We start from the raw sequence: 19,744 nt of genomic DNA on the forward strand, positions 1-19,744 counted from the left end.
GAACGGCTGCCTGACGAACGGAGTAAAGAATATGCGTCATAAGATGGGCGGCCGCAAGCTGCAGCGCAAGTCCGGCCACCGCGCAGCCCTGCTGCGCAACCTGGCCGCAGCGCTGATCAAGCACGAGCAGATCCAGACCACCACGCCGAAGGCGAAGGAACTGCGTCCCTACATCGAGAAGCTGATCACGCTCGCGAAGAAGGGCGGCCTTTCGAACCGTCGTCTCGCGCACGCGCGCATTCTCGACGAAGCGCAGGAAAAGAAGCTGTTCGAAGTCCTCGCCGAGCGCTTCGCCGGTCGCGAGGGTGGCTACACCCGCATCATCAAGGCCGGCTACCGCGCTTCGGACGCCGCTCCGATCGCGATCATCGAACTGGTCGACCGCGACGTCGATGCCAAGGGCCAGGACTCCGGCCCGGTGCACACCGACGCCGAGGAATTCGCCGAGGCGTAAGCCACTCGGCGTCCCTGACGGGATAGAGAAGCGGTCGCGGACTTCGGTTCGCGGCCGCTTTTTCATGCGAGCTTTCCCCGGAACGCCGATGTGCTAGACAGCATGCTCAAAAGCAGGGTCGGGAGGATGTGTGAAGACTAGCGGTCTGCAGGTGCTGGCGGCGCTCTTGCTGTCGGGGGCGGCGACGCCCATCTGGGCAGGGCCTATGTCCGACATCAGCTATCCACAGACCCGCCGCGACACTGTCGTAGAGACCCAGTTCGGCGAGGCCATCGCCGATCCCTATCGCTGGCTCGAGGATGACGTAAGACATTCCTCCGAAGTCGCCGACTGGGTGAGCCGTGAGAACGCCGTCACCGAAGACTATCTGACCGCACTCCCCAGCGCGCGCAGTTCCAGCGCCGCATCCGCGCCTTCATGGATTACGAGCGCTTCGGCATCCCGGTGAAGGCGGGCGGCAGCTACTTCTACACCCGTAACACCGGCCTGCAGAACCAGGCGCAGTTGTTCGTACGCAAGGGGCTGGACGGCAAGCCGCGCTTGCTGCTCGATCCCAACGCCTGGGCGAAGGACGGGGCGACGGCACTCGATTCCTGGGAGCCCTCGCAGAAAGGCCGCTACCTGCTGTATAGCGTTCAGGACGGCGGCAGCGACTGGCGCATCCTGCGCGTGATCGACGTCAAGACCGGCGAGCCGCTACAGGACGAGGTGCGCTGGGCCAAGTTCACGGGCCTCTCATGGGTGGGCGAGGAAGGTTTCCTCTATTCGCGCTTCCCCGAGCCGAAGGAAGGCGTGGCGTTCCAGTCGCTGAACTACAACCAGGCCGTGTATTTCCACCGCATCGGCACGGCTCAGGACGCGGACGAACTGGTCTACGCGACGCCCGACGCGCCCGATCTGGGGCATGTGGCGGACGTGACGCAGGACGGGCGCCTGGCGCTCATCACCAGCCACGTCGGCACCGATGCGCGCTACGAAGTGCGGGTGATCGATCTCGACAAGCGCAAGCGCGACGGATGGAAGGCAGTGCCGCTCGTCTCCGGTTTCACCGATGACTGGAAGCTGGTCGAAGGTGCCGGGCGGAAGCTGTGGTACGTGACCAACCGGAACGCGCCGCGCTATCGCCTCGTCGGCATCGATCTCGATACGCCCAAGGCCGAGTGGACCGAGATCGTCGCCGAGCGCGAGGATATTCTGGAGCGCGCCGGGATCGTCGGGGACCGGCTCGTCCTCAACTACATGCGCGATGCGGCGAGCCATGCGGAAATCCTGGCGCTCGACGGCAGTGTAGGCAAGACGCTGTCGCTGAACGGCATCGGCACCGCTTCGGGCTTTCGCGGGAGGCCGGGCGATCCGGAGACGTTCTACGCCTTCACCAGCTTCAACTGCCCGGCATCTATCTACCGGATGGATCTGGCGACCGGGGTGACGACGCCCTTCGCGACGCCGAAGATGTGCTACGATCCGGGTGCCTACGTGGTCGAGCAGCGCTTCTTCACGTCGAAGGACGGCACCCGCGTACCGATGTTCATCGTGCGCAGCCGCGTGGTGGCCAAGGCGAAGCAGCCGGTGCCGACGCTGCTCTATGGATATGGTGGCTTCGACGTTTCGCTGACCCCCGGCTTCTCGGCGACGCGCATGGCGTGGCTGGAGGCGGGCGGGGCCTTCGCGCTGGCGAACCTGCGCGGCGGCGGCGAGTACGGGCGCGAGTGGCACGATGCGGGGCGGCGGCAGAACAAGCAGAACGTCTTCGACGACTTCATCGCGGCGGGCGAGTTCCTGGTGAGCGAGGGCATCGCGAAGAAGGATGGGCTCGCCATTCAGGGCGGCTCGAACGGTGGCCTGCTGGTGGGCGCGGTGGTCAACCAGCGGCCGGACCTGTTCGCGGCGGCGGTCGCGCAAGTGGGCGTCATGGACATGCTGCGCTTCGACCGCTTCACGGCCGGGCGTTACTGGACCGACGACTATGGGAGGCCGGACCGGGAAGACGACTTCAAGGTCCTGCGCGCCTATTCGCCCTACCACAACATTCGCGAGGGTGCGCAGTATCCGGCGATCCTGGTTACTACGGCGGACACCGACGACCGCGTGGTGCCCGGGCACTCGTTCAAGTACACGGCGGCGCTGCAGCACGCGAACCTCGGGGCCAGGCCGCGTCTCATCCGCATCGAGACCCGCGCCGGACACGGCTCAGGAAAGCCCACGGACAAGGCGATCGAGGAGGGTGCGGACATCCTTGCCTTCGTCGCGCAGTGGACGGGGCTGCGCCTTTCGGCCGAAGCCAGTGTCGCTCAGGCCGGAGAGCCGACCGCCGCGACGCCGTGAAGCGGTTCATGCATAGGACAGCATGAGCGGCGTACGTTCCGTGACTTGGGCGGCGCGGACCGTGCGCGCCGGATAGGGTTTCTCCCGATGAAGATGTTGCGTTCGCGTGCCGCCGTATCCCTTGCCGCGCTCGCGGTGCTTTGCGTCACCGCCACGCCGGTTCTCGCACACGGCCGGGACGAGTGGAGGGGCCATCGCCACTATCGCGGCGGCGGCATCGATGGCGGGGACCTTCTGGCCGGGCTGCTGGTCGTCGGCGGGGTTGCCGCGATCGCTTCTGCCGTCAGCAAGAACAGCGCCGACAAGCGTGGCGGCGAGCCCGCGCCCTATCGCTATCCGGGCGGCCCGGAAGCGGGGGACGATGCGGACTATGGCGCGCCGCCGGCCGACAATGGCGATACCGCACCATATCCGGGCGGCCCGGTGAGCGGCCGCGACTATTCGGACGAGCCTGCCGGGGCCGGATCGCTGGGCGGCGCGGTCGACGCCTGTTCTGCGGAACTCGAGCGCGGTGACAAGCGCGTCGAATCGGTGGACTCGGTACGCCGCATGGGCGAGCGCTACAGCGTCGAGGGGCGCCTGCAGGACGGCCGCCCGTTTGCCTGCAGCGTCGATGGCTCGGGGCACATTCGCTCGGTGGCCGTCGATGGGCATGGCATGATCTGAGCCGAAACGCCCGCGCGGTATCGACGCGCGCGGGCGTTGCGCTTCAGACAGTTTTCCGGAATATCGACTCCTGATTTGAAATGGCGAACTGCTTGAGCGGTTGCCAGTGGTCGTGCCCGGCGCCTTTCGTGTCGGCACGGCCGAGAGGAGAGCCGGGAACGTGAACACCGAGGCCGCCGCCGACACCGTTGCAGACCTTCCGGGGGATGCACAGACGTTCCCCAGCCTCATTCGGGCTGTCGCTGCCGCCTATGGCGATGCCGTCGCGGTGACGCTGGAGGAAGGCGAGGAGACGGTGGCCTGCGTCACTTATCGCGAGCTTGAGGCGCGTTCGGCCATGCTGGCGCGCGGGTTGCTGGCGCGCGGGATCGGCAAGGGGGCGCGGGTCGGCTTCATTCACGGCAACGGACCGGAATTCGCGGTGATGCTGGCGGCGGTGAGCAGGATCGGCGCCGTCGCAGTGCCGATCAGCACGATGATCCGCGCCAACGAACTGGTCCGCGTGCTGCGCCAGTCGGATGTGCACGGGCTCATCCTCCAGCGCACCATGCTCGGCAAGGACTACGTCGAGCGCGTGCTGGAGGCGCTCCCCGAACTGGACGGGCAGGAGAGCGGCGCGCTGCGGCTTGGCAGGGCGCCGTACTTGCGCTGGATCGCCTCGGACGGAGAGGGATTGCCTCCCGGCATCGCACCGCTCGACTGGCTGACCGAGGCCGCGCGGACGGTTGGCGAAGACCTGCTGCGCGAGGTCGAATCCGAAGTCCATCCTACCGACCAGATGGTCGAGATCTACACCTCCGGCTCGATGGCGCTGCCCAAGGGCGTGCGCCATGCCCATGGCCCGGTCTGCTTCCGCAGCCATACCATGCGCGAGATGATGGGCCATGTGCCCGGGAAGCGCGTGGCTTGCATCCTGCCGATGTTCTGGGTCGGCGGCATGATGATGTACCTCGTGCCCGGGCTGGAAGCAGGGGCGACTGTCGTGTGTACGGAGCGCACGCTCTCCAACAGCCGCTTCGCGATGGGCTCGGTGCTCGCCGAGGAAGACCTTGCGGCGATGCGCGGGCCGAAACCCTGGTGGGGCCTCGGCATGAGCGAGACCCTGGGACCCTATTCCTGGGGCGACGATTTCCGCGCGGCCGGTCGGCCGGTCTGCGCGCCAATGGACCATTTCGCCCCGGGTTACGAGATCCGCATCGCCGATGCCGATAACCGCCCCGTGGCGACGGGTGAGGTGGGAGAGATGCAGGTGCGCGGCTATCCCGTCGCGAGCGGCCTCCACAAGATCGAGCGGGCCGAGCATTACACACCCGACGGCTACTATCGCACCGGCGACATGTGCATGGTGGAGGAGCGTGCGGTGGGCAGCCGGGTCCACTTCGTCGGGCGCGGCGGGGACATGATCAAGGTGTCGGGCTCCAACGTGTCGCCCGCCGAAGTGGAGATGGAATTGCAGTCGCTCGACGGAGTGCATACCGCCTACGTGGTCGGTCTGCCCGATCGGGAGCGTGGCGCGCTGCTGGTTGCTGCGGTGATCGCGCGCGAAGGTGCCGAGCCGGACTTCGCCGTCATCGAGGCCGAGTTGCGTCAGCGGCTCTCCAGCTACAAGGTCCCGCGTGCCTATGTGCCGATGGGACGCGACGAGGTGCCGCTGCTGCATTCCAACAAGGTGGCCCGGCGCGAGCTGGCGCGAATGATGGAAGACCGGCTTGGCCGGACCCCATGAGAAAGGGCAGTACGTTCACCTTATTGAACAGGTGTGTCTATTGACGAACTGGGGGCGTTGCCCATAGGCCAAGGCAGTTCGAAATATCGAAAGCAGCCATGTCGCGTTCCTCTCCCGGTGTTGCCCGCGTGGCGGCCATCCTCAACTTCATCGCCGACCATCCCGGGCAGGCGTTCGCGCTGACGGATCTGGTGCGGGCACTCAAGTTGAGCCGGGCAACCTGCCATGCGCTGCTGACCGGGCTCGTCGACGTCGGCTATCTCTACCGCACGACCGACAAGACTTACGTGCTCGGCCCGGCGCTCGCGGCGATCGGGCGCACGGCGGCGGCGCACTTCTCGCCGCTTCAGGTCGCGCAGCCCGAGATGCGCAGCCTCGCTGACGAATTCGACGTGGTCTGCGGCGCCTACTTCCTCGAAGGCGACGTGATCCACTTACGCGAGCGTGCGGCCTCGCTCAGCCATATCGGTTATCCGGTCCCGCTGGGCACGCGCATGCCGCTGCGCTGGATCCAGGCCATGACCTTTTTCGCCCGCTCCGCCCGCGACGCTGATGCATGGGTGTCGCGCGCGGATCCGCCGCTGGGGGAGGAGCAACTCGGGCAGTTCCGTGCCGGGCTGGAGTTCGTCCGCACGCATGGCTACGTCGCGCTGCTGCGGCGTCCGGGCAGCGAGGAGGAACTGGGCGTTCGGTCGGGCACCGAAGACCCGCCGGTCGTCCCGTTGCTTGAGGTCGATGTGCAGCGGGTCTATCCGCTCGTGGCGCTGATGGCGCCGATCTACGACAGCCGAAACCGGGTGATGATGGCGCTCGTCATGGCGGGCTTCCACGGCGCGATGAATGGCACGGCGCTGGCGCAGGCCGGTTCGCGACTCGCCGAGGCCAGCGCCCGGATTTCCGGCTTCCTCGCCGGCGGCGGCGAGGACGACTGAATCCTGCACGGCGGGTTCGTTCGCGCGCTTTGGCAAAATCCTGATAATCAAACACCGCTTGGGCGAGGTTCACTTCGCTTGACCGCGTCTTGCTGTCCGCATATCAATTATCGCGAAAATAAATTCGCGATGTCGAACTTATCGATAATCAGGCATCGCCAGGCGGGAGAGAGGCTGTGTCTGACGTGATCGTTGCCCCGGAAACGCGGGATCTTGCCGAACTTGCCGGACGGCTCGAACGCTGGCTCGGTGGACGGCTCCCGGCGGCGAGCGCGATTTCGGTCACGGGCCTCGCCTACCCGCGCGGGGCGGGCCAGAGCCACGAGACGATCCTGTTCGACGCCCACTGGACCGAGGGTGGGCATCGGCACACGCAGGGCTGTGTCGTGCGCATCAAGCCGCAGGCCTTCACCGTCTTCCCCGACACCCTGTTCGACGAGCAGTATGCGATCATGAAGCTGCTGTCGGACGAGGGGCTGGTGTGCGTGGCAAGGCCGCTGTGGTTCGAGGAGGACCCGTCGATCCTCGGCAATCCGTTCTTCGTCATGGAGAAGAAGCAGGGCCGCGTTCCCGTCTCGATCCCGCCTTACGGCCGCGAAGGCTGGCTGCATGATGCCGCGCCGGAGCAACGCCGCCGTTTGTGGCGCAGTGCGGTGGAGCAGCTGGCTGCGATTCAGCGAGTGCCGGTGGCCAAGGCGGGGTTTCTCGGCGGCAAGGGTGCCGCCGGGCACGGGCTGGCTCAGGAATGGGACAAGTATCAGCGCTTCACCGCCTGGCTTGAGGAAGTCGCGCCGCAGCCGGTGCTGCGCGATGCTATGGCAAGGCTGGAGGGCGCTTGGCCGGTCCACGATCCGGAAGGGATCGTCTGGGGCGACGCGCGCATCGGCAACATGATGTTCGACGACGACTTCCAGGTCGTCGCGGTGATGGACTGGGAACAGCCTTCACTGGGCGGGGCGCTTCACGACCTTGCGTGGTTCTGCACTTTGTCCGAGACGATGCATGGCCGCAACTCGACTTACGGTGCCTGGCTCGAAGGTATGGGCACGCGCGAGGAGACGATCGCGCTGTGGGAGAAGATCAGCGGCAAGTCGGCTGCGGGCCTCGAATGGTACGAGGATTTCACGCACTTCAAGATGACCTGCACCGGTGTGCGCCTTGGGCAGCTGCGCGGCACGGCGATGATGGACGAGGCGGCGATGCGGCGGCGGTTGAAGGTCGCCTAATCGTCCTCGCCGGGGTGGAGGGGCAGGCCGAGCGACCAGTGGATCGCCGCACCACGCAGGCCGAACCCGGCGAGCACCGCGATTGCCCAGGTCGTCGGTGCCGGGAGCCCGGCGGCGATGCCCCCGCCGCGACCCCGGCGGCAAGGGCGGCTGCCGTGACGTAAAGCTCGGGTCGCATCAGGATCGACGGCTTGCCTGCCAACACGTCGCGCACGATACCGCCGATGCAGCCGGTGATTACCCCCATCAGCACGGCGGGAACCGGCGGCACGCCCCAGTGCAGCGCCTTGATCGTGCCGAACACCGCATAGACGGCGAGGCCCAGCGCATCGGCCCATTCGAGGATGCGGCCGCGCCACCAGCGCACCGGCGTGAACCACGCGAGCAGCGCAACGCCAAGGCACACCGGCGCGACCAGCGGATCGTGCACCCAGAACACCGGCGCGCCGATCAGCAGGTCGCGCAAGGAGCCGCCGCCGACGCCGGTGATCAGCGCGAAGAAGGCCACCGTCACGAAAGTCTGGCGCAGTTGCGCTGCGGCCAACGCGCCCGTCAGTGCGAACACGGCGATACCCAGAAGGTCGAGGGCGGGCGGCAGGGCAGGGAAGCCGGGATCATGGCTCGCCTCCTAGCACGCTGCGCGGTCCTTGACCCATGGCGTTTTTACGATACACAAAGGATCATAAAAACGGGGGAAGGGCACGTGTCCTACGAGAAGGCCGACTGGTACACCGACATTTCGCTGGTGGACGATCCGCACGCCTATTTCGACTATCTTCGCGCGCAGGGCCCGGTGGTGCCGTTGCCCTATCGGGGAGCAGTGGCGGTGGTCGGCTACGAGGAGACCGTAAAGGTCGCGCTCGACACCGAGCACTTCTCCGAGATCAATGGCGTGACCGGCGGCATGGTCGACCTGCCTTTCGTGCCCGAGGGCGACGACATCGGCGACCAGTTGGAGGCCCATCGCAGCCAGATCGCCTTCGCCGACCAGATCGTCTGCGAGCAGGGCGCCCGCCATGCCGATTTGCGCTCGATCCTCTCCCGCTTGTTCACGCCGAGCCGGTTGAAGCAATTGCAGCCCCAGCTTGCGGCGACGGCGGAGGGGCTGATCGACGAGTTCCACCGGGACGGGCGCGTCGACATGGTGCGCCAGTACGGAGGGCCTTACGGAGCGCTGGTGATCTCCGACCTGCTGGGGCTCTCGCAGGCCACGCGTGGCCGGTTCCGCAAGCTGCTGGAAGGCGCGATCCCCGTGCCGATGGACGCCACGCACGAGGAGATGATGAAGAATCCGCTTGTACCCGTGGGCAAGGAGCTGTTCGGGCTCATCGCGCGGCGACGGCTGGCCAATCACCGCCTGGTGCGCCCCCTGCTACGCCCGTTTCGCGTACTGCTGGCGCAGGAGGATATCCTCAGCGAACTGGCAAAGGCGACCTTTCCCGATGGTTCCAGACCGTCGCTCGTCGATGTGACCGGGCTCGCGGCATTCCTGTTCGGGGCCGGGCAGGATACTACCAATCGCTTGCTCGCGAACGGCTTCAAGGTCATCGCGACGCGGCCCGACATCCAGGCCGAACTGCGCCGCGATCCCGCGCGTATTCCCGACTTCATCGAGGAACTTCTGCGCTACGACGGCTCGGTAAAGAGTGCAGGACGGCTCTGCCGCAAGAGTACCACGCTCGGCGGCGTCGAGATCAAGGCCGGCACGCCCATTCTCATGAGCCATATGGCCGCCAATCGCGACCCGGCGCGGTTTCCCGACCCGAGCCGCTTCGACATGGACCGGCCGCGGATCAAGGAGCACCTCGCCTTCGGGCGCGGTCCGCACACTTGCATCGGCGCTCCGCTTGCCCGGCGCGAGGTCGCCGTCAGCATCGAACGCCTGCTGGCACGCATGGACAACATCCGGCTTTCCGGGGAGCAACATGGCCCCGAAGGCGCACGCAGATTCGAATATGAGCCGACTTACGTGTTGCGCGCGCTAAAGGCCCTGCACCTGGAGTTCGATCCGCTGTGAGCCGCCCCTCCCCGTCGTTTTTGGAACGGGGAGGAGATGCTAAACCCGCATTACGACCCGCCCGAACGGATGCCCTTCCGCGACGAAGCGGTGCGCCTCCACGGCGTCGGCCAGACCGAACTCTCGGTCGATCGGCATGGCCAGTTCGCCGGCGTGGGCTTTCGAAAATAGGTCTGCAAGCAGTGCGTGGACGCGCGGCGTGTGCATGTCGCGGCCGAACGAGATGCCGGTCACCTGCATGGCCTTGCGGATCAGTTCGAAGAATCCGAAGCTGGGCAGCGTACCTTCCGCCGCGCCGACCACTGCATAACGTCCGTGCCCGCGCAGAGCCTCGACGAGCGCGTCCTTGCCCGCCCCGCCTGCGAGGTCGAGAGCGAGGTCCACGCCCTTGCCCGCGGTGATTTCCCTGCAGCGCGCGGCAATGTCCTCGCGCCGGTAGTCGATACCGTGCGTCAGGCCGAAAGGGTCAATCCGCGCGAGGCGTTCGGGGCTGGATGCGGTGCCGATCACGATGGCGCTCGCCTGCGATGCAAGCTGCACGGCGGCAAGCCCGACGCCGCCCGCCGCGCCCTGGATCAGCACGGTTTCTCCCGCGACCAGTCCACCGTAAGTGAACAGCGCGTCGTAGGCCGTCCCGAAGGCGATCGGCACCACCGCGGCAAGGGTAAGGTCCATGCCGTCCGGAACCGGATAGGCGTAAGTCTCGGGCACCGCGAACAGTTCGGCGTGGCTGCCGTTCCAGTTGAAGCCGACGACGCGGTCGCCGGGCGCGAAGCGCGTCACTTCGGCGCCCACCGCCGCGACCGTCCCCGCCGCCTGATAGCCGGGCACGAAGGGTGTGCGGGCGGGCGGCGTGTGGATGCGGTTGAGCAGGTCGCCGCCTTCGATCGAGATCACTTCGACCCGGATGAGCACGGTCCGCGGACCTACCGCCGGATCGGGCTGTTCGCCGAAGTGCATGACCTCGGGGCCGCCGTTCTCTTTGTACCAGACTGCCTTCATCGTGCTCTCCCGTGTCTTGTCGGCTTCTCCTGCCAGTTGCGACGCATGGGGCGCATCTGGTCAATCGGAGAGGGTCGGAACCGCTGCCGGAAGCAAGCGAGGCGCATCACGGCGTGAAGCGGAAATAGGCCATCACGCGCGCGCCGTAGTGGCGGTCGGTCCAGCGAGTGAGCGGATCGACCTCGTCCTTCCCGATCGAGGTGCCGGAATAGCGCAGCCCCAATGCGTAGTTGGAGTCAGTGTACTCGGCCCCGACGTGGTGATCGAGGTAGTCCCCGCCCGGACGCAGGCGTAACGCGCGCGGATCGCCGTTGGAGGAGCCGCTGGTGTGGCCGACCCCGCCGTAAAGCGTCACCGGCGTGCCCGGAATGCTCGCCGAAAGCTGGGCGTCGAGGTAGAGGTTGCTGCCGCCGATGGCATCCTGCGAGGGCGCGAAGGCGGCGCCTAGCACCAGCTGCGCCGGGCCGAGCGTGCGCGCGACTTCGCCGGTCAGTTCGCCATAACTCGTCCCCGAATGGCCGACGAAGACATTGCCGCGCAGACCGGCGGAGAAATCCCAGCCCCCGCTGCGCAAGGTATAGCGCGGCGCGACCGTCAGGCCGAGATCGGCGCCGCCATGGCGTGCGGCATCGCGCAGGGTCACCGCGTCGAAGTCGATCCCAAGGTCGTATGTCAGCGGCACCGAGGCCGAGGCGCCGAGCGCGGCCTTGCCGCCGCTGCTGCTCAGGCCCCGGTCGCGGTGATCGGTTTCGGCCTCGAAGGACAGGGTGGAACCGGCTGACTGCGCATGGGCGTCAGAAAAACGAGGCCGCCGCAGATCGCGACGGCCAGGCAGAAGATATATCGCATGCGATTGATCTAGCAGTCTTTCCCGTGTCTGTCCGTCAATTCGCGGCGAAGTGATGCGCGGCGTCGATGGCGGCGAGGGCATGCTCGCGGTCGGTGCTTGCGGCTTCGGCCAGATGCGCGGCGATGGCGGGCGTCTTGTCATCGACGAGCCGCGCGAGCTGGGCGTCGCGGCTGCGGCAGTCGCCGGGTAGCTGGCGGGTGAAAGTCTCCTTGCCGGGCAGCGCTGCGGTCAGGGCATGGGCGCCATCGGCGATGACGCGTTCGACCGAGACACTTGCGGTCATCACGCAGCGCTGCGTGCTCTGGCGTGCGGGCGGGGCAATGCCGATGGTGCGCATGCTGGTCTCGACACGGGCGCGGTAGTCGATGCTGTAAGTGCTGCCGCGGTGGTCGAGGCTCACGCTATGGACGGGCGCGGCGGCGGTGGCGGCAGCGAAAGCGGCAAGGGCGATCAGGCTCATGGTTCCTCCCAAAAATGCCTAAATATTAGGCAATAATGCACAATCCTTGTGCAATCGGAGGTAGGAGGCAATTGCTGCCCGCTTGTTGCCGAACGGTGATGATCTCTGTTCAGCGCTTTACGGTAATCGAGGCGGTGCCGTCCGCCCAGACCGGCAGATAGAGGCCGCGGCCTGCCGCCTGGATACGTCCGGTGCGGGTGCGTGTCACCTCGGCGCGGACGACGAGGTCGCCTTCGCGCTTGTCCTCGATCGCGCGGCCGATCTTGCCGAGGAGTTTGCCATAATCCTTCTCGAAATTCTGCGCCAGCGCGCCCGCGATCGTCGCGCTCATGCCCGGCGTGTTGGCGAGGCGCAGGATCAGGTCGCCGCCGCGCATGTCGGTGGTGCCGCTGACCTCGAAATCCTCGAAGCCGATCCGGCGCGAATCCTCGGCATTGACGGGCACGCCGGTCATCCAGACGGTGCCTTTGGTTGCACCGAGCTTGCCCGCTTCGTCGCGCGCGGTGAAATCGAGGCCGACGGCGATGCGCCCGCCGGTGGTGCCGTAGATCGTGGCCTTGTGGAAATCGGTACGCACCGGGCCGACGCCGGGCACTGCGAAGGGGCGTGTGGAGCGCTTGCGCAGCGCCTTCATCAGCACCGGTTCCAGTTCATGGTAATCGGCGACGACCGGGATGAAGAAGGCGAGGCGACCGGCCTGTGCTTGCAACGGCTTGACCCGCGGCAGCGGGGTCGGCGCGGGGTCATCGGGCCGCCGACCGACGAAGGTTTCGGTCACCGCCTTCACGCCGAGGCGCAGCAGCATACGTTTGCCGTCGAGTTCGTAGCCGCCGTACTGCAGTTCGGTGGGTTTCACGCGCATCCACACCGGCGGGTTCTCGCGGTTGAGCGACAGGGTGGTGAAGGCCGAGTTCCACGCCTGCTCGACCTGGCGGCGCAGTTGCAGGCGGCCGAGCTGGCCGGGCAGTTCACGCTCCAGCTTGGCTATCACCGGGGCCAGCTTGCGGTCGGCCTTTTCGGTGAAGTCGATGCGCTGGCCGAGAAATTCCGCATGCGGGGAGTTGGTCCAGTCATAGCGGATGTCCACGGTCCCGCGCGGCGTCCAGTCGTCGGCGAGGGTGATGCGCACGGTGGCTTCCGCCACGGCGTCGGCGGTTGCGGTCTCGCGCTTGAGCATGCCGCCGATGTCCTCGGCGCGCAGGACGGCGTGGAGCGGCATCGTCAGGCGGATTTCCTTGCCGCGCCCGGCGAAAGTCATCGGGCCGCGGGTCACGTCCCCGACGATCCGGCACTTGAGCGCCGGGGTCTTGAGGGTGGTGATGCCAAGATCGACCTGCTTCGACTTCACGCAAGTCTGGCCGGGCTTGTCGATGGTCCAGAGGGTGCGGGGTATCTCCCGGTCGAGCGCGGCGGCGAGTTCGGTGAGGTCCGCCGTGACCGGGACGGTGATGAGCGACGCCTGCGGTTCGATCCGGATTTCGTCATGGGCGCGCGGCGGGGGCTGGAAGCGTTCGCGCTTGCAGGCGGTGAGTGCGAGGGTGCCCGCCAGAACCGGCAGGATAATGCGCAAGGCCATGCGTGAAACGCCCCGTGGAACCATAGTCGCGGTGAAATTCGCGAGCGGCGGGCGGGTTCCAATTCAGGTTATCGTCGGCAGGTGCTTACGAGTGCGGCGACGGCGGTTTCGGGCGCGCGCAGCACCTCGCAGGCGGGGATGCGGATGATGGCGATGCCGTGTTCGCACAGCCAGGCGTCGCGATGGAGGTCGTGCTCGGGGTTCTCGCCCATGTCGTGAACCGCGCCGTGGATCTCGATTCCGGTCTTTGCGGAGGGGCAGTAGAAATCGAGCACGTAAGGGCCGATCGGATGCTGGCGGCGGAACTTCAGACCCATTGGGGAGCGGCGCAAGTGTTGCCAGAGGATGACTTCCGGCGGGGTCATGGTGCGGCGGAGGTTGCGCGCATGGCGGATCGTCTGGATTGGCGGCATGCTGTCCCCTCCACCACCGACTGCGTCGGCGGTCCCCCTCCCCATTGCTTCGCAACAGGGAGGATTAGAAGTTAGAATGCCTTAATCCTCCCTGTCCCGCAGGGATGGGGAGGGGACCGCCCGCGCAGCGGGTGGTGGAGGGGGCCCAAGCGCAAACGAAAAAGGCCGGCGCTTTCGCACCGGCCCCTTCGCTCAGCCTGACGGCGCGATCACATGTGGATCGGCTTGCCCGTCACGGCCATCGCCGCTTCCTTGATCGCTTCCGAGTGGGTCGGGTGCGCGTGGCAGGTGTAGGCGATGTCTTCCGAGGTCGCGCCGAATTCCATGGCCTGCGCGGCTTGTGCGATCATCGTGCCCGCCACCGAGGCGATGCACCACACGCCGAGCACGCGGTCGGTCTCGGCATCGGCGATGACCTTCACGAAGCCGTCGGGCTCGTGGTTGGTCTTGGCGCGCGAGTTCGCCAGCATCGGGAACTTGCCGACCTTGATCGCACCGCGCTCCTTGGCGGCTTCCTCGGTCAGGCCCACGCCCGCGATCTCGGGCTGGGTGTAGACCACGCCCGGGATGACGTCGTGGTTCACGATGCCGGTCAGGCCCGCGATGTTCTCGGCGACGGCGATGCCTTCGTCCTCGGCCTTGTGCGCGAGCATCGGGCCGGGGATCACGTCGCCGATCGCCCAGACGCCGTCCACCTTGGTGGCGAAGTCGTGGTCGGTCTCGATCTGCGCGCGGGCGTTCAGCTCAAGGCCGATATTGCCGAGGCCGAGGCCTTCGGTGTTGGGACGGCGGCCGATCGAGACGAGGACGACGTCAGCCTCGATCACTTCGGCGTCACCGCCCTTGGCAGGCTCGACGGTGACCTTGGCGCTCTTGCCCCCATTCACTTCGGCCACGGTCACGCCGGTGACCTTGGTGCCGAGCTTCAGGGCCATGCCCTGCTTCTTGAAGATCTTGGCGGCTTCTTTGCGGACGTCGCCGTCCATGCCGGGGAGCAGCTGGTCGAGGAATTCGACCACGGTGACTTCCGCACCCAGACGACGCCACACCGAGCCCAGTTCCAGGCCGATCACGCCGCCGCCGATGACGACCATCTTCTTCGGCACCGAAGCCAGTTCCAGCGCGCCGGTGGAGTCAACCACCACGCCGCCTTCGTTGTCGATCTCGACGCCCGGGAGCGGGGTGACCGACGAGCCGGTGGCGATGACGATGTTCTTGGCGGTCACGGTCTTGCCCGCGACCTCGACGCTATGCGCGTCCTTGAACTGGGCGTAGCCCTTCAGCCAGTCGACCTTGTTCTTCTTGAAGAGGAACTCGATGCCGCCGGTCAGGCCCTTGATCGCGTCGAGGCGCTGGCCCTGCATGGTGGGCAGGTCGAGTTCGGGGGTGACCTTGATGCCCATCGCGGCCATCGCGCCGCCCTTGGCCGCTTCGAAGTATTCCGAAGCGTGGAGCAGGGCCTTCGAGGGGATGCAGCCCACGTTGAGGCAGGTGCCGCCCAGCGTCTCGCGCCCTTCGGCGCAGGCGGTCTTGAGGCCCAGCTGCGCCGCGCGGATCGCCGCGACATAACCGCCGGGGCCGGCACCGATGACAAGGACGTCGTAGTCGTAATCAGCCATTGTAGGCCTCCTCACGCTCGTGCTTCGCACAATCAGTCACGAGCGGTAATAATCGTTTCAGCGCAAGTGAAAACCCCGCCCGACCAGAGTTCGGGGCGGGCGGGGCTTGTCAGTCTCAGAGGTCGATCAGCAGACGGGTGGGGTCTTCGATCGCTTCCTTGATGGTCTTGAGCGCGGTGACCGCCTCGCGGCCGTCGATCAGGCGGTGGTCGTAGGACAGCGCGATGTACATCATCGGGCGGATCACGATCTCACCGTTGCGGACCACAGCGCGGTCCTCGATGCGGTGGAGGCCCAGCACCGCCGACTGCGGCGGGTTGATGATCGGGGTGGACATGAGGCCACCGAACACGCCGCCGTTCGAGATGGTGAAGGTGCCGCCGGCCATGTCGGCCATGGTCAGCGTGCCTTCCTTGGCCTTCTTGCCGAAGTTCGCGATCGCCTTCTCGATGCCGGCGAAGCCCAGCTTGTCGCAGTCCTTGACGACCGGGACGACGAGGCCGTTCGGGGCCGAGACCGCGATCGAGATGTCGACGTAGTCGTGGTAGACGATCTGGTCGCCGTCGATCTGCGCGTTGACGGCCGGAATGTCCTTCAGCGCCAGGACCGAAGCCTTGGCGAAGAACGACATGAAGCCCAGCTTGATGCCGTGCTTCTTCTGGAACACGTCCTTGTACTTCTCACGCGCCTCGATGACGGCCGACATGTCGACGTCGTTGAAGGTGGTGAGGAGGGCGGCGTTGTCCTGCGCGGACTTGAGGCGCTTGGCGATCGTCTGGCGCAGGCGCGTCATCTTCACGCGCTCTTCGCCGCGCGCGGCGGAGCGGCAGCAGCAGCCGGGACCGATGCGGCAGGCGCCGAGGCGGCGGGCTTGTTCTTGGCGGCTTCGAGGACGTCGTCCTTGGTGATGCGGCCGTCCTTGCCGGTGCCCTTGATCGACGCGGGGTCGATGCCGTGCTCCAGGATCGCGCGGCGCACGGCCGGCGAGAGGACCGATGCACCGGCCGAGGCTTCGTCAGCCGCAGGAGCGGCTGCGGGAGCCGGGGTCGTGGCAGGTGCCGAGGCAGCGGGAGCCGCAGCGGCGGGCTTGGCGGCTGCGGGAGCGCCTGCGCCCTCTTCGATCGTGGCGATCAGCGCGCCGACGACGACGGTGTCGCCTTCGGCAACCAGCTGCTGGCCCATGATGCCCGCGTGGGGCGCCATGACGTCGATCGCGACCTTGTCGGTCTCGAGGCTGGCGATGGGCTCGTCAGCGGCAACGGCTTCGCCGGGCTGCTTCAGCCACTGGCCGATGGTGGCTTCGGCGACGGATTCCCCAAGGACGGGGACCTTGACTTCGGTGGTCATGATTTATCTCAAGCCTTCTGCTTGCGACGGAGTTCGGAACGGACGGAAAGATGCAGCGCGTCGGCGACCAGCGCCGCCTGTTCGGCGGTGTGGCGCTTGGCGAGGCCGGTGGCCGGGGAGGCCGAGGCCGAGCGACCCGCATAGCGCGGACGCGGAGCCTTGACGCCCGCCTCGACGGCGGCGGCTTCGACCAGCGGCTCGACGAAGAACCAGGAGCCGTTGTTCTTCGGCTCTTCCTGGCACCAGACGATCTCTTCGAGGTTCGGCATCTTCGACAGACGCTTGGCCAGCGGTTCGCCCGGGAAGGGGTAGAGCTGCTCGATGCGGATGATCTGGGTGTCGTCGATCTCGGCGGCGTCGCGCGCTTCGAGCAGGTCGTAGAAGACCTTGCCCGAACACAGCACGACCTTCTTGGTCGCCTCGTCGGCCGAACCCTTGGGGTCGGAGAGGATGCGCTTGAAGTCGCCTTCGAGGAACTCCTTAGCCGAGGACTTCGCCAGCGGGTGGCGGAGCAGCGACTTGGGGGTCATGATGACGAGCGGCTTGCGGAACGGACGGCGCATCTGGCGGCGAAGAACGTGGAAGTAGTTCGCCGGGCTGGTGATGTTGCAGACCTGGATGTTGTCCTGCGCGCAGAGCTGCAGGTAACGCTCCAGACGGGCCGAGGAGTGCTCGGGTCCCTGGCCTTCGTAACCGTGCGGCAGCAGCATCACCAGGCCGTTCGCGCGCAGCCACTTGGACTCCGCCGATGCGACGTACTGGTCGATGATGATCTGCGCGCCGTTGGCGAAGTCACCGAACTGCGCTTCCCACAGCACCAGCGTCTTCGGATCGGCGCTGGCGAAGCCGTACTCGAAGCCGAGCACGCCGTATTCCGACAGCGTCGAATCCAGCACCTCGAAGCGGCCGTGCGGCAGCGTGGTGAGGGGCACGTACTTGCGCTCGTCGGTCTGGTCGGTCCACACCGCGTGGCGCTGCGAGAACGTACCGCGGCCGCAGTCCTGGCCCGACAGGCGAACGCCGTAGCCTTCCGAGACGAGGCTGCCGAAGGCGAGTGCCTCCGCCGTCGCCCAGTCGAAGCCTTCGCCCGACTTGAACATCTCTTCCTTGGCGGCGAGCACGCGGGCGAGCGTCTTGTGGACGGTGAGGTCCGCAGGAACGGTCGTCAGGGTACGGCCCAGGCTTTCGAACAGCTTGGGCTCGACCTTGGTATCGACGTTGCGGCGCGCGGTCTCGGGGTCGGCCGGCTTGTGGAAGCCGCTCCACTGACCGGAGAACCAGTCGGCCTGGTTGGCCTTGTAGGTCTTGGCCGCCTCGAACTGCTCTTCGAGATGCTCGGTGAACGCGGCCTCGGTCTGCGTCAGGAACGCATCGTCGATGACGCCTTCCGACTTCAGCTTGTCGGAATAGATCTTCGACACCGGCGGGTGCTGGCGGATCTTCTGATACATCAGCGGCTGGGTGAAGCCCGGCTCGTCGCCCTCGTTGTGGCCGAAGCGGCGGTAGCACCACATGTCGATCACGATGTCGCGGCCGAAGGTCTGGCGGTAGTCGATCGCCAGCTTGCAGGCGAACGTCACGGCTGCCGGATCGTCGCCGTTGACGTGCAGGATCGGCGCCTGGACGCCCTTGGCGACGTCCGAGGGATACGGCGAGTTGCGCGCGAACTGCGGGCTCGTCGTGAAGCCGATCTGGTTGTTGATGATGAAGTGGACGCAGCCGCCGGTGTTGTAGCCCTTCACGCCCGAGAGGCCGAAGCACTCCCAGATGATGCCCTGGCCCGCGAAGGCCGCGTCACCGTGGATGAGGACCGGCAGCACCTGCTTGTGCTTGGCGTTCGGGCCGACGTCGTCGCCGATGTCGTCCGCGATCTGCTGGTAGGCGCGGACCTTGCCGAGCACGACCGGATCGACGGTTTCGAGGTGCGAGGGGTTCGGCATCAGGCTCATGTGAACCTTGGTGCCGTCGAACTCACGGTCCGTCGACGTGCCGAGGTGGTACTTCACGTCGCCCGAGCCGCCCACGTCCTCGGGGTTGGCGGTCCCCCTGAGAATTCGTGGAAGATCACCTTGTAGGGCTTGGCCATCACGTTCGCGAGAACGTTCAGGCGGCCGCGGTGAGCCATGCCGTAGACGATTTCCTTCACGCCGAGCTGGCCGCCGTACTTGATCACCGCCTCGAGGGCAGGGATCATCGACTCGCCGCCATCCAGGCCGAAGCGCTTGGTGCCGACGTACTTCTTGCCGAGGAACTTCTCGTACTGCTCGCCGCGCACGACGGCCGCGAGGATCGCCTTCTTGCCTTCCGGCGTGAACTCGATTTCCTTGTTCGCGCCTTCCATCCGGTCCTGGAGGAAGCGGCGCTCCTCCGTGTCCGAGATGTGCATGTACTCGAGGCCGACCTTGCCGCAGTAGTTGGCGCGCAGGATCTGCACGATCTCGCGCACGGTCGTCCATTCAAGGCCGAGCGCGCCGCCGACGTAGACCTTGCGGTCTTGCGCGGCGCCCGCGAAGCCGTGGTATTCCGGCGTCAGGTCGGCAGGCAGCTTGCGCTGGTTGAGGCCGAGCGGGTCGAGGTCCGCCGCGAGGTGACCGCGCACGCGATAGGTGCGGATCAGCATCATCGCGCGGATTGCATCGGCCGCCGCTTCGTCTATGCGGGACTGGTCGATCGGGGCGCCGCCTTTCGCGGCCGCCTTCTTGATCTCGGCCTTCAGGACGGTGGGATCAAGTCCCTGCGTCCAGTCGTCCTCGGCATCGCCGCCGACGAGGGGCCAGTTGCCGCGCTGCCAGCTGGGACCGGCCTGAACTTCGTCCAGTGCCGCGTCCGGGGTGAAATCGAAACTCTCGTCGCCCATAGGAATCACCTATCGCCACGCCCGGACAGGGTTGTCCGACGTTTTCAGTTTGGCGGGCTGACGGATTTTTCCGGGGAGGGAGGGCCGCTAGTCCGCTAGGTACTCACGCCGGGACCGGATGCCCCTTGCGCGTCATGGTAAGCGCCACATCGCGATGCAGTTCCGTGAAACCACGCCGCGATGAGCACCTCAAGGCCGGATCACCAAACCCCCTTCGTCATTGCGAGCCCCGAAGGAGCGCGGCAATCCAGCGCGGCGTAAACCGCCCTGGGTT

The 19,744-nt window shown here is 66.7% G+C and carries 12 protein-coding genes and 4 pseudogenes; 7 read left to right on the plus strand and 9 right to left on the minus strand.

Going from position 1 to position 19,744, the window contains the following annotated elements; translation table 11 throughout:
- Positions 1-31: 31 nt before the first annotated feature.
- The 6 genes and pseudogenes from rplQ to KZO24_RS02200 all read left to right on the plus strand — a co-directional run bounded on the left by rplQ (position 32) and on the right by KZO24_RS02200 (position 7,329).
- A complete protein-coding gene (gene rplQ, locus KZO24_RS02175; protein WP_036527248.1) occupies positions 32-454 on the plus strand; it encodes a 50S ribosomal protein L17 in 423 nt (140 codons plus the stop codon).
- 205 nt (positions 455-659) lie between these two features.
- Positions 660-2,779 (plus strand): annotated as a pseudogene (locus KZO24_RS02180) (prolyl oligopeptidase family serine peptidase).
- 87 nt (positions 2,780-2,866) lie between these two features.
- A complete protein-coding gene (locus tag KZO24_RS02185) occupies positions 2,867-3,445 on the plus strand; it encodes a hypothetical protein (RefSeq protein ID WP_271184628.1) in 579 nt (192 codons plus the stop codon).
- A 160-nt stretch (positions 3,446-3,605) separates the two neighbouring features.
- The gene (locus tag KZO24_RS02190) at positions 3,606-5,171 is read left to right on the plus strand and encodes a class I adenylate-forming enzyme family protein (RefSeq protein ID WP_271184629.1); all 1,566 of its coding nucleotides are present in this window, start codon (positions 3,606-3,608) and stop codon (positions 5,169-5,171) included.
- A 98-nt stretch (positions 5,172-5,269) separates the two neighbouring features.
- Positions 5,270-6,103, plus strand: coding sequence for an IclR family transcriptional regulator (locus tag KZO24_RS02195; RefSeq protein WP_271184630.1), 834 nt, complete (start codon positions 5,270-5,272; stop codon positions 6,101-6,103).
- 176 nt (positions 6,104-6,279) lie between these two features.
- The gene (locus tag KZO24_RS02200) at positions 6,280-7,329 is read left to right on the plus strand and encodes a phosphotransferase family protein (protein WP_271184631.1); all 1,050 of its coding nucleotides are present in this window, start codon (positions 6,280-6,282) and stop codon (positions 7,327-7,329) included.
- Here KZO24_RS02200 and KZO24_RS02205 read toward each other — a convergent pair.
- Positions 7,326-7,927: pseudogene (locus tag KZO24_RS02205) on the minus strand (trimeric intracellular cation channel family protein). The gene KZO24_RS02200 and the pseudogene KZO24_RS02205 overlap by 4 nt on opposite strands.
- A 105-nt stretch (positions 7,928-8,032) precedes the next feature.
- Here KZO24_RS02205 and KZO24_RS02210 point away from each other — a divergent pair.
- Positions 8,033-9,346, plus strand: coding sequence for a cytochrome P450 (locus KZO24_RS02210; RefSeq protein WP_271184633.1), 1,314 nt, complete (start codon positions 8,033-8,035; stop codon positions 9,344-9,346).
- Positions 9,347-9,385: 39 nt separating this feature from the next.
- Here KZO24_RS02210 and KZO24_RS02215 read toward each other — a convergent pair whose 3' ends face one another.
- From KZO24_RS02215 to KZO24_RS02250, 8 genes and pseudogenes are all read right to left on the minus strand, one after another.
- Positions 9,386-10,348, minus strand: a complete 963-nt coding sequence (locus tag KZO24_RS02215) for a quinone oxidoreductase family protein (protein WP_271184634.1) — start codon at positions 10,346-10,348, stop codon at positions 9,386-9,388.
- Between the two features lie 106 nt (positions 10,349-10,454).
- Positions 10,455-11,339 (minus strand): TorF family putative porin, encoded by an 885-nt coding sequence (locus tag KZO24_RS02220; RefSeq protein ID WP_486486766.1) that lies wholly within the window; start codon positions 11,337-11,339, stop codon positions 10,455-10,457.
- Positions 11,233-11,658 carry a hypothetical protein gene (locus KZO24_RS02225; RefSeq protein WP_271184636.1) on the minus strand — a complete coding sequence of 142 codons (426 nt, stop codon included), beginning with the start codon at positions 11,656-11,658 and terminating at the stop codon, positions 11,233-11,235. Before KZO24_RS02225 ends, KZO24_RS02220 begins: the two co-directional genes overlap by 107 nt.
- 109 nt (positions 11,659-11,767) lie before the next feature.
- Positions 11,768-13,234: a DUF4403 family protein gene (locus KZO24_RS02230; protein WP_271184637.1), complete on the minus strand. Its 1,467-nt coding sequence runs from the start codon at positions 13,232-13,234 to the stop codon at positions 11,768-11,770.
- A gap of 68 nt (positions 13,235-13,302) precedes the next feature.
- Complete coding sequence (locus KZO24_RS02235; RefSeq protein ID WP_271184638.1) at positions 13,303-13,647, minus strand: endonuclease domain-containing protein; 345 nt, start codon at positions 13,645-13,647, stop codon at positions 13,303-13,305.
- A gap of 209 nt (positions 13,648-13,856) precedes the next feature.
- Entirely contained in the window at positions 13,857-15,266 is a 1,410-nt protein-coding gene (lpdA, locus tag KZO24_RS02240) for a dihydrolipoyl dehydrogenase (RefSeq protein WP_036527261.1), read from the minus strand.
- Positions 15,267-15,381: 115 nt separating this feature from the next.
- Positions 15,382-16,613 (minus strand): annotated as a pseudogene (gene odhB, locus KZO24_RS02245) (2-oxoglutarate dehydrogenase complex dihydrolipoyllysine-residue succinyltransferase).
- Positions 16,614-16,621: 8 nt separating this feature from the next.
- Positions 16,622-19,470: pseudogene (locus KZO24_RS02250) on the minus strand (2-oxoglutarate dehydrogenase E1 component).
- Between the last annotated feature and the right edge of the window lie 274 nt (positions 19,471-19,744).

Source organism: Novosphingobium sp. NFX11 (assembly GCF_057376415.1).

Bases quoted from the DNA above. Each gene is read 5' to 3' on its own strand.
- KZO24_RS02185 (WP_271184628.1), top strand. From the start codon at position 2,867: ATGAAGATGTTGCGTTCGCGTGCCGCCGTATCCCTTGCCGCGCTCGCG.
- KZO24_RS02230 (WP_271184637.1), bottom strand. From the start codon at position 13,234: ATGGCCTTGCGCATTATCCTGCCGGTTCTGGCGGGCACCCTCGCACTC.
- KZO24_RS02225 (WP_271184636.1), bottom strand. From the start codon at position 11,658: ATGAGCCTGATCGCCCTTGCCGCTTTCGCTGCCGCCACCGCCGCCGCG.
- rplQ (WP_036527248.1), top strand. From the start codon at position 32: ATGCGTCATAAGATGGGCGGCCGCAAGCTGCAGCGCAAGTCCGGCCAC.
- lpdA (WP_036527261.1), bottom strand. From the start codon at position 15,266: ATGGCTGATTACGACTACGACGTCCTTGTCATCGGTGCCGGCCCCGGC.
- KZO24_RS02235 (WP_271184638.1), bottom strand. From the start codon at position 13,647: ATGCCGCCAATCCAGACGATCCGCCATGCGCGCAACCTCCGCCGCACC.
- KZO24_RS02215 (WP_271184634.1), bottom strand. From the start codon at position 10,348: ATGAAGGCAGTCTGGTACAAAGAGAACGGCGGCCCCGAGGTCATGCAC.
- KZO24_RS02195 (WP_271184630.1), top strand. From the start codon at position 5,270: ATGTCGCGTTCCTCTCCCGGTGTTGCCCGCGTGGCGGCCATCCTCAAC.
- KZO24_RS02220 (WP_486486766.1), bottom strand. From the start codon at position 11,339: ATGACAAGACGCCCGCCATCGCCGCGCATCTGGCCGAAGCCGCAAGCA.